Consider the following 13,630-nt stretch of genomic DNA (forward strand, 5'->3'; position numbering starts at 1 on the left):
AGAGCTGGGTCAACGTCCAAGTCCTGGCAGCGGATGGCTCCATCGTCCACGGCTGGGCCAAAGACACCGACCGCCGCCTGACCCCCTGGCATTGGCCTGGTTTCGACGTTGTCGACGCCGCCAGCAACCAAGCCGGAACCTGGTGGGACGGCACCGCCAGCGCCTTCGTCGACTTCCTCAGAGGCGGCCAGCGACCCGAAGAAACCCCATTCTTCAAACACATCCGCCAACTTATGGGCTTGAACAGCCAGAGTGAACTCAGTGAAGAAAACCTGGACGCCGCCTTGCAGAACCGGGCGCTTGCAAAGCGTCTGGGAGGCTTGATTGCCTATCACACCAGCGAATGGCACGTCCCGTCCTGGGCCGGCAAGTACGGCGTGATCTCCGAGATCGCGGTCAAGCTTGGCAAGTGGGCCATGGACAATGTGAAAGCGGAAAAGAACTGTGTAATGAAATTGCGTTGGTGGGGGGAGGTGGCGGCGGATATTGGATTGCCGGAGGGGGCGAAGGTTTATCACTTTCATCCGATTGGATTGGTGGGAAGACTTGCGACTCCAGACGCAATGGTAACTTATCGCATTTACCAGAGAACAGGTCGTATTGAGCGCTTAGTCCCTGTTGGGCTCGAAGCCGAAAGAATGAAAGATGCAAGGTATATTTATATTTCATCCGATAATAAGGAGCATGACTTTGGTGTTTTTATCGGTCAGAAGGCAGTGCGTTGGATAACGAAAGGAGTAGCGGGGACTGATTTTATATATTTGATGAATGTCGCCACACTTGGGACCAATCCAGCCAGTAACTTTGGGTTTCGGTTTGTTGATACAAGTAGGAGGTTTTTAAATCAAACAGCGCTCGCTGCGTTGATCGGAGCCTTGATGGAGGTTGGATATGATGATGTTGCGTCAACGGGCTTCAGCAACGTAGATGGGACGCCTGGAGAAAGTGTATCTCATATAAATGGAGAAAATGGAGATTTCAAATTTATGCGGCTTGATAATAACTGGAATGTCTCAACTCATCTTAATGTGGCAAATGATGTGAGCTTCCTGGATGAAGAAAGGCAGAATAGCCTTAATGAGGCGCTATTTAAGTTTGGCTGGAGGACGCATTACGCATGGAAATATACAAAAAATGGGACGCAGAAGCTTCTGTCGCGCACTGTTCACTATCCAGGGCATTACCATCATCTTCATGTGGCGGGCTTTTCTCCAAAATTAAAAGAGATCAAGCAGTGAATATTAAAATGTTAATCTCGATAGCTTTTTTTGCATTGACCCTAGGGGGGGAGGTGAGGGCTTATGCTGCTTTTGTAGCAACTGGTGATGAAGCTGAATTGTGTGCGGATAGTCTGAGGCGCAACGCAACAATAGCCAATGATGATGGGTTTTCAGTAAGCACCTTCAGGATGTTTAAACGTTACCCGCCGTTGGGCTCTCAAAGCGAATCTGATGATTCAGATAGAGAGAACAGTTATAAGATTACTAACGCATTGCCACTTTCCATTCACTGTCTTTCGTCTAAGATGTATGAGTTCAAAGTACGTGGTGAAGTTGGATTGACGGAAGGTGTTAATAAGGGCTTGAAGCCAATTTCGGTGCGGTTGTTGGGCGGGAGTTATTATGTCGTATTTATCAGGGATGGCTATTTTGTTGGCGATGGCGAGGGGCGCGAGCTTGTGGCAAGTATTGCGGTGTATAACTCCGCGGGCGAGCTTGTAAGGAAGATGGATCGAATTTCATCATGGCGAAGCTATGAGGGAAGTTTGGTTTTGCTTGAGGCGTGTGTAGCGGGGAATGGAATATTGCTACGAGAGTTAAATATTGATCCAAATGTTAGGTCCAAGGTGGGTGATGTCATTAGTTATAGCGCTCCCATTCTGTTGTTGGATCAAGTGTTATACCCGGTAGCGGGCGGTTATTCGTTGCAGGCCGATGGTGGGGGAGTTAAGTGCAATTGGAGTAACTACTTGAATCGCTAGAGGTGGTCTATAAGTTGTAGATTTAGCCCGGGTGAGAAGTATTATCTATTTGGAAGTTTGACGGGTTGTGGCTTGAATAAGTATGGCGAACTAGTGAGAGGGTAATTGGGCGCTGTTTTAGAAGATGAATTGATAAAACAGGCCGTTGAGAGTGGTGGCTGCTCTGAAGTTGGAGGTCTTGTGTTTAATGTGTGATTAACTAGCCTGGGGTCGAGATATGAGTCGGGTGCAACGTATAGTGTTTTTCAGTACTGTTTTATCTTGCTTTACATATGAGAGCTCATATGCGCATTTTGTTGAGCTAATGAGGAAGGGAAAGAATTACGAGTCCCTCCCTTTGCCTGTAAATAGCTCGGGTTTAACGCTCAGTGCAATAGTCCGATCTATGTTGAAAGCTATGTTCTCGCAGATAACATAACCGTTCCTATAGTTGTTCGAGCGGCGAGGTGTAGCGCTGAAAAAATGTCGCGTTCTAGTTGTACTCTCCGATCTCCAGGGTCGAGTGAAAGCGAGCTTTCGCTCGATATGTTCATTCAGTAGTCTTAAGTGAAAAGTCGATTTAAATCGGTTGGTTATATCCGTTGGTTTATGGTCCCTCTTATAAAGTAGCTAAAAAGGCAGCGACGGAATCTACAAAGATGTGGGGCTGGAAAAGAAATGGTTGCTATAGACGTGTACGGTCTATCTGGGCGGCCTCAATATGGACGGCTGATTACGGCTTATCGAATAGATGAAGAAGCAGAACTTAAAATGTACAGTGGTTATTTTAGGGGCGGTGGCATCGTAAATGATGCGAGGGGGGGAATATACCTTGAGTTTCGTGAGCTCAGGGGTGGAGTATTCAGTCTTTCAAAATTGGAGCTTGGAAGGTAAAGAATACAATCTTGGGATTTTTGTAGATGCCCCGGGCGTTTCGACAGTCTTGAAGGCGAATAAAGAAACACAAACGGGTTCGCTTGAGTTATTGAATGGGAATCCTAAAATCCGAAATGCTTGGAGTGGGGAGTAGCGAATGGAAGTAGATGCTTCGTATTGTGCATGGCAGGAAGCAGAGTGTTTTCTCGTCTACAGCAGTTTTGCTGAGCGTGTTTCAAGTATTTTTCAGTACGGATTTTTTGATGGAGAACTCTATCTCGTGCTAAAGGGGCGGTTCAAAGGTGCTGTATGCAGTTATTAATAGTTAAGGTGCACATATCGCTGCTATCGCTTAGGAGGCTGGCCAAACTATGTAGCGGTCAGAGCATTACCAACTGAAAGGCGAGCCTCAATGCTTTACACGTTCACCCCATTTTCCACAACGGGTGAAACCTCCACGATGCAGCAAAGAACCCCGATCCCACCCACACAACACCGCCCCCAGGCGCAAGGTGCGCTCCCGCAGCGCCGAGCCCCTAGCCGCCCAGGCGGTGGGCCGGCAAATAGGGCAGCAGGCGTGCGGTTTCGTTGCGCACCACGGCGTAGCATTCGCAGCTCAGTTGTTCGAGTTGGGGCCGGTCGATCACGGTGATGTGGCCGCGGCTGTACTCGATCACTCCCAGGCGTTGCAGCTTGCCGGCGGCTTCGGTGACGCCCTCGCGGCGCACGCCGAGCATGTTGGCGATCAGTTCCTGGGTCATGATCAGCTGGTTGCCGGGCAGGCGGTCGAGGGACAGCAGCAGCCAGCGGCACAGTTGCTGGTCGATGGAGTGGTGGCGGTTGCAGACGGCGGTCTGGGCCATCTGGGTGATCAGCGACTGGGTGTAGCGCAGCATCAGCAGGAGCATTTCGCCGTGGCGGTTGAACTCGTCCTTGAGCCGTTGCCCAGGCAGGCGAAAGGCGTGCCCCGGGCTTTGCACGATGGCCCGGCTCGGGGTGCTTTCACCGCCCATGAACAATGACACGCCCACCAGCCCTTCGTTGCCGACCACGGCGATTTCCGCCGAGGCGCCGCTTTCCATCACATACAGCAGGGACACGACGGCGTCGGTGGGAAAGTACACGTAGCGCGGCACGTCCCCCGACTCGTACAGGACCTTGCCCAGGGGCAGGGCGATCGGCTCCAGGTCGGGGATCAGGCGCTGCTTGACCGGCTCCGGGAGCGCGGCCAGCAGGTAGTTCTGGTGTGGCTTGTGTCCATCCAGCATATGCAGCGCCACCTTTCAGGAGCCATTTCCCGGGCCGTCAGGGTAGTCCACAACGGCGTCGCTGTCTGTTATCCCTCATGGTCCTGGCACCGACGCCGTGGCGCTGCCCGTTGTGCCCACCGGTTGCGGGGCGTCGAGCCGCAGCGGCGCCGGGCTGATCACCAGTACCCGGTGCTCCTGGCCGTCGTCGTGCAACGCCAGCAATGGCTCGACCAGCGGTTGGCCATCGAGGCTGATGCTGTGCCGCGCGCCCGGTTGCTGGCTGATTTCGATGCGGTACAGGCTGGCGCCGAAGCGGTAGTCCAGGCTGTAGCCGCTCCAGTCGCCGGGGAGTACCGGTTCGAAGCGCAGGCTGTCGCCGCTGCGCACCAGCCCCAGTAGCGACTCGACGGCCAGGCGGTACATCCAGCCCGCCGAGCCGGTGTACCAGGTCCAGCCGCCGCGCCCGGTATGCGGTGCCACGCCGTAGACATCGGCGGCCATCACGTAGGGTTCGACCTTGTAGATGTCGACTTGCGCGGCGCTGCGGCGGCTGACCGGGTTGATCAGGCGCAACAGTTCCCAGGCCTTGGCGCTGTCACCCAGGCGGGCGAAGGCCATGCTCGCCCATACGGCGGCGTGGGTGTATTGGCCGCCGTTCTCGCGCACGCCGGGCACATAGCCCTTGATGTAGCCGGGGTCCAGGCTGCCCTGGTCGAACGGCGGGTCGAGCAGCAGCACCACCCCGGCCTCGCGCCGCACCAGGTGCTGGTCGAGGGCGGCCATGGCCTGTTGCTGGCGCTCGGGGCTGGCGGCGCCGCTGAGCACCGACCAGCTTTGGGCGATGGAGTCGATGCGGCATTCCTGGTTCGCCGCCGAGCCCAGCACCTGGCCATCGTCGAAATAGGCCCGGCGATACCAGGCGCCGTCCCAGGCGTGTTGATCCAGGGCGCTGCGCAGGGCGCTTGCCTGCTCATGGCAGCGCTGGGCGAAGGCGCCATCGCCGTGCAGGCGGGCGATGGCGGCGAATTGCTCCAGCACTTCATGGCCGAAAAAGCCCAGCCAGATACTTTCGCCCCGGCCCTGTTCTCCGACCCGATTCATCCCGTCGTTCCAGTCGCCGGTGCCCATCAGCGGCAGGCCGTGGATGCCCTGGGTCAGGCCGCGCTCGATGGCGCGCTGGCAGTGGTGGTAGAGGCTTTCTTCCAGGGATGAAGCGCCGGGCAGGTCGTAGTAGGACTCTTCGCCGGGGTTCAGCGCGCGGCCTTCGATGTAGCCGACCTTTTCCTCGAGCACACTGTGGTCGCCGGTCACCTGTACATAACGGCTGGTGGCCAGGGGCAGCCAGAGCATGTCGTCCGAACAGCCGGTGCGCACCCCTCGGTTTTGCGGTGGGTGCCACCAGTGCTGCACGTCGCCTTCCGGGTACTGGTGGGCGGCGCACAGCAGCAGGTGCTGGCGCGCGGCCTGCGGGTCGGCGTGGAGCATGGCCATGCTGTCCTGCAACTGGTCGCGAAAACCGATGGCGCCGCCGGACTGGTAGAAACCGCTGCGACCGAGGAAGCGGCAGGCGATCACCTGGTACATCAGCCAGCCATTGACCAGCACATCCAGGGCCGGCTCCGGGGTGGTCACGCGGATTGCGCCCAGGGTTCTGCGCCAGTGCTGGTGCACGGCTTCCAGCTCCAGGGCGGCGGCGCGATTGCCGCGGTACTGCTGGACCAGGCGGGTCGCGGCCTTGGCGTCGCGTTCGGCGCCCAGGCGAAAGACGATTTCCTGGCTTTCGCCGTCCGCCAGTTCCAGCCCGACCTGCATCGCCGCGCAGGGGTCGAAGGCCCCGCCGCAACGCCCGGACAACTTGGCCCGGGTCATGGCTGCCGGGGCGGCAAGGGTGCCGTTGCGGCCGATGAACTCGGTGCGGTCGCCGCTGAAGCTGCGGTCGCTGGCATCGGTGTCGAGAAACGCCACCCGTGCGCCGAACTCGATGGAGTAGGCGTTGCGCGCAAACAGCGCGCCACTGAAGGGGTCGCTTTCGGTCACCACGTGCATCGCCGAGCGGCTGCGCAGGTCCCCCAGCACCCATTCCACATAGTGGGTGGCCGAGAGCCGGCGTGGCCGGCCGCTGCGGTTGCGCACGATCAGCCGCGAGAACTTGAGCGGTGCGTCCAGCGCCACGTACACCCATAGCTCGGATTGGATGCCGTCTTCCTCATGCTCGAACACGCTGTAGCCAAAACCGTGGCGGGTGCGGTAACTGCCGCTGCCCGGGCAGGGCTGGGGCGTCGGTGACCAGAAGTGCCCGCTGTCTTCGTCGCGCAGGTACATCGCCTCGCCGCTGGGGTCGCTGACCGGGTCGTTGTTCCAGGGAGTGAGGCGATATTCGTGGGCGTTTTCGTTCCAGGTGTAGGCCCCGCCGCTTTCGGAAAGCACTGTGCCCAGCCGGGCGTTGGCCAGCACGTTGCACCAGGGTGCCGGGGTCGGCTGGCCCGGGTGCAGGGTCATGATGTACTCGCGGCCATCGGGGCTGAAGCCGCCGAAAGGGGTGTCGAGGATCAACTGCGGTATCTGCGGCGCCACCGGCTGCCGGGACAGGCGCTCGCGGCGCACCAGGTTCGGTTCCAGGCGCGCCAGGAGCGGGTCGGCGCGCCGGCGCTGGACCTGTTCGGCGAGGCTGCCCCGGGTGTCGTTGATCACCAGGCGTGCCACCGCCAGCATCAGCGTGCGGTCTTCGCTCGACAGCTGCTGGGCCGGGCGCACGAAGATGCCACCGGGACGGTCGATCAGGCTGGCTTCGCTGCCGGAGGTCACCAGGCCCATGATCAGGTCCTGCAATTGCTGGCGATACCCGGCCTGGTCTTCGTTCCAGATCACCAGGTCCACCGCCAGGCCCTTCTGCCGCCAATAGGCGTGGGCCTTGACCATCTGCTGCACCAGCTCGATGTTGGCCAGGTCGCCGACTTGCAGCAGGACAATCGGCAGGTCGCCGGAAATCGCCTGGCCCCAGAGCCCCGACTGGTTGCGGCGGTTGCTCAGCAACAGGCTGCTTTCGGCGCGCAGGGTGGCGTTGGCGTAGATGATCGACGCCGCCATCTGCTCGAACAGCCGGGCATCGGCCAGGGACGCATTGAGCTGGCGCAACAGCACCTGGCTGTGGGTCCAGGCCAGGTCGAAGACCCGGTCGGCCAGGTGCCGGTCGCGGTATTTGTGGATCAGTTGCAGGCAACTGTCGCGGCTCTGGGCGACCCCGGTCACGAAGTCGATGGTTGCGGTCTGCCCGGCATCCAGGGTGATCCGGCAGCGGATCGCCACAATCGGGTCGAGCACCGGCCCAGCGGTGCCGGACAACTGCTCAATCTGCGGTTCCATGGCCGCTGGCGCCACCACGCTGCGACCACGACCGATAAAGCGCGCGCGGTCGGTTTCGTAGGAAATGGCGTCGATGTCCACGCCGTGGGCGGCCAGCAGGTGGCACATCCAGGGTGGGGTTTCATGATGGGCGCGCGGCCGGCGGGTGCAGATGATCGCCTGCAACGGCGCCAGCAGTTCGGTCTGCACGAACAGGTTGCTGAAGGCCGGGTGCATGGCATCGCTGATGGCCGACGCCAGCACCACTTCGGCGTAGCTGGTGAGTTCGATGCTGCGCCGGGTGCGGCCACGGTTGGTAACGTGCAGACGGCGCAGTTCGATGTCGTCCTCGGGGGAGACGACGATTTCGCTGTGGGTGTCGAAGTCCAGCTCGCGCACGCGGAACTCGGCGCGGGCATCGGTGAAAATCGCCTCGAAGCTTGCGGGGCGACCCAGGGTCGGCTGGTGCGCGGCGGACCAGAAGGCACCGCTGGCCACATCCCGCAGGTAGCAGAACATGCCCCAGTTGTCGCAGGTGCTGTCTTCTTGCCAGCGGGTCACCGCCAGGTCGTTGCAACGGCTGTAGCCGCCGCCGGCGCTGCTGACCATCACGTGGTAGCGGCCGTTGGACAACAGCTGCAGGGCCGGGCGCTTGCGGTCGGGGTCGGTGAACACCCGCAGCTTGGTCTCATTGACCCGCGCCGCTTCATCGGCCGCCGGGGCGCTGGAGGCATGCAGGTACTGGGCGGCGGTTTTCGGTACGCGCTCCTGCAACAGCAGGGCGGTGGCCTGGAACTGCGGGTCGGATTCAAAGCGCCGCTGCATCGGTTGCTCCAGCAACAGCCAGGTCAGGGACAGCAGGCTCATGCCCTGGTGGTGAGCCATGAAGGATTGGACGATGGCCTGGCTCTGCCCGCGCGGCAGGCGAGCCTCGGTGTAATCCACCGCTTCATACAGGCCGAAACGCCCGGCCAGGCCCAGCTCGCTGAGGCGTTGCAGGTTATCGCAGGCCGCCTGGGGCGCCACCATCAACGCCAGCACGCTGGCGTAGGGCGCGACCACGCTGTCTTCGCCCAGGCCACGCTTGAGGCCCAGGCCGGGTACGCCAAAGGCCCGGTATTGATAGTTGAGCTGGGCATCCAGGGTGTTGTAGCCCGACTCGGACACGCCCCAGGGAATGCCCAGTTGCTTGCCGTGCTCGATCTGCAGGGCGACCGCGGCGCGGCAGGTCTGGTCGAGCAGGGTGCCTTCGTAGTTGGGCATCACCAGCATCGGCATCAGGTATTCGAACATCGAGCCGGACCAGGACAGCAGCACCGGCATCCCGCCATTGCTGGTCAGCAGGCGGCCCAGGGAGAACCAGCCCTCCTGGGGCAACTGGCCCTGGGCGATCACCACAAAGTTGGTCAGGCGCGCTTCCGAGGCCAGCAGGTCGTAGAAACCGGCGTCGAGCTTGCGTTCGTCGGCGTTGTAGCCGATCACGAACAGGTTGCGCTGGCGGTCGTAGAGGAAGCCGAAGTCCATGCGGGCCAGGTCGCTGATCTGGTCGGTCAATTGCTCCAGGGTGGCCAGGCGCTGGCTGGCCAGGGCGCGGACGGCACTGACCCGGGGTTGCTGCTCGGGCACCCAGAGGCTGAGGTCAAGTTCGGCCAACTGGCGCCAGCTCAGGGGCGGCAGGTTGCTGCCATCCTGTTGCGCGGGCAGCACGAAGCGCTCCAGTTCACTGCGCAGGTCCAGGCATTGCGCCGCCAGTTCGGCACGCCAGAACAGCACTTCAGCGTCGCCCTCCAGCGCGTTGTCGGCCCCGTGGGCGGCGATCTGCTCCAGCAGGCTCAGCAGCTGTGCGCTGGAGCCGTTGGCGCTGTGGCTCAGGCGTTGTTGCATCGCCCGCGCCTGCAGGCTCAGGACCTCGATTTCGCGGCTGTCGAGGCCGGCGGTGTGCAGTGCGTCCTGCAGCACGTCCAGGGTATCCACCAGGCCGCTGGCCAGGCGCAAGTCATGCCGCGGCGCATCGGCCAGGGCCAGCAGGCCCGGGCGCAGGGTCAGCAACAGGCCGGCCAGGTTGCCGCTGTCCACCGTCGACACATACAGCGGCGGCAGGGGTTTGCAGGTCAGGGTGTCGTACCAGTTGTAGAAGTGCCCGCGATAGCGTTCCAGCTGGGCCATGCTCGCCAGGCTCTGTTCCAGGCGTTGCAGCAGGCGGCCGCTGCTCAGGTAGCCGAAGTCGTGGGCCGCCAGGTGCGACAGCAGGGCCATGCCCATATTGGTCGGCGAGGTGCGGTGGGCCACGGCGAACAGCGGCTGCTCCTGGATATTGTCCGGTGGCAGCCAGTTGTCGGCCGGCCCCACGTACTGGTCGAAGAAGGCCCAGGTGCGCCGGGCCAGGGTTTGCAGAAACCGCAGCTCGCTGCTGGAGGGATGAAACTCGGCACGCCGCGACGGTCGGCTCAGCCACCAGGCAATGCCCGGGCTGGCCAGCCACATCAGGATAAAGGGCCCGGCGCTGAGCAGCGCCGGCAGCGGCAGCAATGCCAGCAGCATCAGGGCCAGTACCGGGGCGATCCACATGCTGCGGTATTGCCCGGCCAGGGAATGACCGTGGCCGCGCTCGACTTCCCGCGACGGTTGCCACTGCAACAGCCGGCGCTTGCTCAGCAGCATGCGCCACAGGGTGCGGCCGATGGCATCCAGGCTGTACCAGGTTTCATAGGGCAGCCAGACCAGCGGCAGCAGGGCCCGGGTGAAGTGTTGGGAGCAGGTGTGCAGGGCGGCCGCCAGGTGCTGTTCGATCGGCACGTCGACGGTCTTGTGCATCAGTTCCTGCAGCGCGCTGCACAGCGGCTGGATCAACACCAGCATCAACACCGCCAGGGTCCAGGACACGGGTTCAGAGGCGCCGAACCAGCCCCACAGCAGCATGATCAGAAACGCCGCGGGCTCCAGGCTGCGGCGCAGGTTATCGAGGATCTTCCAGCAGGCCAGGGCGCTGAGTCGGTTGCGCTTGAACCCGCCGCTGGCCTTGGGCGCCCAGGGCATCAGCCATGGCAGCAGTTGCCAGTCGCCGCGAATCCAGCGATGGCGACGCTTGACGTCGGCGCTGTAGCGCGAGGGGTATTCCTCGAACAGCTGCACATCGCTGAGCAGCCCGGAACGGGCGTAGCAGCCCTCGATCAGGTCGTGGCTGAGCACCCGGTTATCCGGGAAGCAGTCCTGCAACGCATGCTCGAAGGCGTCCACGGCGTAGATGCCCTTGCCGATAAACGAGCCGTGTTCGAACAGGTCCTGGTACACGTCCGACACCGCACGGGTGTAGGGATCGACCCCGGCATCGCTGCCGAACAGCCGGGCATAGGCCGAGCGCGCGGTGCTCGGCAGGCTGATGCCGACCCGTGGCTGGAGGATCGCGTAGCCGGCGCTGATCTGCCCGGTCTGCGGGTCGAACACCGGGTGGTTCAACGGATGGTCGATGGCGCCGATGCATTGCATGGCCACATCGCGCGGCAATTGGGTGTCGGTGTCCAGGGTGATCACGTACTGCACCCGGGGCAGGGCCTGGATATCGCCGACGATCAGCGCGAAGCGCTCGCGCCCCTGGCCACGCAGCAGCGCGTTGAGTTCCGCCAGCTTGCCGCGTTTGCGTTCGTAACCCATCCAGCTGCGTTCGGCCGGGTTCCAGCGCCGTGGGCGATGCAGGAGGAAGAAGCGCTCGGCCTCGGCCTCCGGGTATTTGCGGTTCAGGCCTTCGATCAACTGCTGCGCCAGTTGCAGCAGGCCGGCGTCTTCGGGCAGCACTTCGCTGTCGGCGTCCATGAAGTCGCTGAGCAGGGCGAAATGCAGGTGCGGGTCGCGGTTGGCCAAAAAGCGCACTTCCAGGCCTTCGACCAGTTCTTCGACATCCGCCGCGTTGGCGATCAGGGTCGGCACCACCACCAGGGTTCGCGCCTGCTCCGGGATGCCTTCGCTGTAGTCCAGGCGCGGCAGGATGCACGGCGCCACCGTCAGGGTCACCAGCCAGTTGATCAGGCCGATCGCCAGGCGGCTGCTCATCAGCAGGGTCGGCAGTGCCAGCAGGGCCAGCAGGTAAAGCTCATGCCCGTCCTCGTGCACCGACTGCATAAAGGACCAGGCCAACAGCAGCGACAGCAGCGCCACCGGCAGCAGAAAGAAACTCAAGGGCGCCCGTTGCAGCAGGCGCTGCCAGCGCTGGGCCAGGGGCACCCGTGCGGCGATGCGTTGCTCCAGCTCGCCGCGACCGGGGCCGACCAGGTAGTAACCGACATGGCTGGCCACGGCGGCGGGGGGCTGTGGTGGCTGGCTGGTGCTCAGGTCGATGGCGATGCGCGCCACCTGCTCTTCACTGAGCGGGCATTGCCGCGCCAGGCGTTCGACCCGGTGCCGGTAGTGGTCGCGGGTGGCGAAATCCATGCGCTCATACAGGCCCGCCGGGTCGCTGCGCAGCACCTGTTCGACGTGGCTCATGCGCTCGACGAACTCACGCCAGTTGGTGGCCGAGAGCAGGCGCAGGCTGGCGATGCTGTTGCTGATCGACACCTGGTCGGCAGCCTGTTGCTGGGCGTCGAGTTGCACCAGGCGCTCGATGTTCAGCCCCGACTCGCCCAGCAGTTGTTCGATCCAGGCCAGGGGCAGCACCAGCGCGGCGTTCTGCCCTTGCAGGCGGCGCGCCAGTTCGGCGACGAACGAGGAGGTCATCGGCGGCCCCGAGCGCGCCATGTCGGCCACCGTCAGCACCACGCTCTTGGCGTCCTGCTCGGCGGTTTCGATCAGGCGATCGGCCCAGTCGTTGGCCAGGTTGCGGTCGTCCCAGTTGGCCATGACCCGGGAGGCCACGCGCCGCAGGTTCTCGATCAGGGCCAGGCGCAACATGATTGGGATCGCCCACAGCTCGCCGAGCTTGAGCGGCATCACACTCTGGTAGCACTCGACGAAGCGCCCCAGGCTGTCGCCGTCGACCCGGCCATCGCCATGGGAAATGGTCTCCAGGGCAATGTCGTAGACCCGCGGCAGGCCCGCCGACTGGCCTTCGGCCAGGCGCGGCAATTGCCGGCTGTAGCCGCGCGGCAGATGGGTCTTGGTGGTGCGGATCTGTTCTTCCACCAGGTAGTAGTTGTCCAGCAGCCATTCGGCGGCCGGGGTCGCGCGGCGCGAGGACAGGGGCGCAGCCGTCAGGGCCCGGCAGCTGCTGGCCAGGGTCGCCTCGTTGTCGGCCAGGCGCGCTAGCAGGGTATCGGCGGTGTTCCCTGGGCTCAGGCGATGTTGCTGCGCCAGCAGGGTGCCGTGGTGTGCCATCTGTTCGGCGCTGAACAGCTCGGAGCGCAGCAGCGGTTCATATTCGAACTTGCGCCGCGATTCGCTCCACTGGCGGTAATGGACGGCAGGCAGACGCCAGAACCGAAAGAGTTTGAGGGTCCAATGACTGTCCATGTTTTCCTTGGCATAGCGTGCCTCCGACCGGAGAAGCGCCGGAGCGGGGGCAATAAGCGAGGCGGGCGTTATCGGCTGCCAGACCTCGCGGGACGCAGCTTCTCAGGGTCTGAGTCTGTCCAGCTGGGGGGAAGGTGTCTGTGCGCTGGCGAACATAGACGAGCGGCTGGCGTATAAGGCGCCCGCGACCGTTTATCGGGCGATGACAATTAATCGCCCCCAGCCGTTGTCGACCTTGTGCCGAGTGCATGGCTTCGTCATTTGCGAAGTCGGCCCCGGTCACAGGCGTACCCCACCATGAACAACGTCGACGATTTCAGGTACAGGTCCCATCAACTGTTGATTGAGTTGGATGCGGCCACCTGCGACATGATGAAACTGGTCTCTGCACACCAACTGACAGGGCCGGAATGGGAGATCGCCAACCGCCGCCAGCACGAGGCGTACAAGGTCTGGAACCGGTTTCTCAATGAGCCGCCCCCACGCACCTAGCGCGGCACGGGCTCCCCACACTGAGGATCACTGCGCAAGGCCCGGCCGGACGGTCATGGCGCATTGGCCGGCGAGGGCTATCGTTGCCTTTTTCGCTGCGCGCGATCCATGAGGGCGATGCTATGAACACCAGTGATCTGCTGGAACAACTGCTGCGGGCCGGCCAGGCCTCGCTCAACTCCCAGGGCGGCGCCAGCCCGCAATCCCGGGGTGGTCCCGCCGGGCTGGGGGGCCTGGGCGGGCTGCTTGGCGGGTTATTGGGTTCTGG

Annotated in this window: 5 protein-coding genes; 3 read left to right on the plus strand and 2 right to left on the minus strand. The window is 62.4% G+C overall.

The window, feature by feature from the left end:
* Together CF161_RS33240 and CF161_RS32970 are read left to right on the plus strand one after the other, a co-directional pair.
* Nucleotides 1–1,238 (plus strand): hypothetical protein (locus CF161_RS33240; protein WP_020300189.1); only part of this gene is annotated, 1,238 nt, incomplete at its 5' end.
* Nucleotides 1,235–1,981, plus strand: a complete 747-nt coding sequence (locus CF161_RS32970) for a hypothetical protein (protein WP_156882754.1) — start codon at nt 1,235–1,237, stop codon at nt 1,979–1,981. The genes CF161_RS33240 and CF161_RS32970, both read left to right, overlap by 4 nt.
* A gap of 1,391 nt (nt 1,982–3,372) precedes the next feature.
* Here the strand turns inward: CF161_RS32970 and CF161_RS28975 are convergent.
* Both CF161_RS28975 and CF161_RS28980 read right to left on the minus strand, forming a co-directional pair.
* Nucleotides 3,373–4,104, minus strand: a complete 732-nt coding sequence (locus CF161_RS28975) for a Crp/Fnr family transcriptional regulator (protein ID WP_020300190.1) — start codon at nt 4,102–4,104, stop codon at nt 3,373–3,375.
* 75 nt (nt 4,105–4,179) lie between these two features.
* A complete protein-coding gene (locus tag CF161_RS28980) occupies nt 4,180–12,870 on the minus strand; it encodes a GH36-type glycosyl hydrolase domain-containing protein (protein ID WP_020300191.1) in 8,691 nt (2,896 codons plus the stop codon).
* Nucleotides 12,871–13,167: 297 nt separating this feature from the next.
* Between CF161_RS28980 and CF161_RS28985 the strand changes: the two genes are divergently transcribed.
* On the plus strand, nt 13,168–13,362 hold the full coding sequence (locus CF161_RS28985) for a hypothetical protein (protein WP_020300192.1): 195 nt from the start codon (nt 13,168–13,170) through the stop codon (nt 13,360–13,362).
* Nucleotides 13,363–13,630: the final 268 nt, after the last annotated feature.

This window comes from Pseudomonas sp. CF161 (assembly GCF_000416215.1).
GTDB lineage: Bacteria > Pseudomonadota > Gammaproteobacteria > Pseudomonadales > Pseudomonadaceae > Aquipseudomonas.

What these genes read in the sequence shown, in the direction of transcription:
- CF161_RS28975 (WP_020300190.1), bottom strand. Translation starts at nt 4,104, where the DNA reads ATGCTGGATGGACACAAGCCACACCAGAACTACCTGCTGGCCGCGCTC.
- CF161_RS28980 (WP_020300191.1), bottom strand. Translation starts at nt 12,870, where the DNA reads ATGGACAGTCATTGGACCCTCAAACTCTTTCGGTTCTGGCGTCTGCCT.
- CF161_RS28985 (WP_020300192.1), top strand. Translation starts at nt 13,168, where the DNA reads ATGAACAACGTCGACGATTTCAGGTACAGGTCCCATCAACTGTTGATT.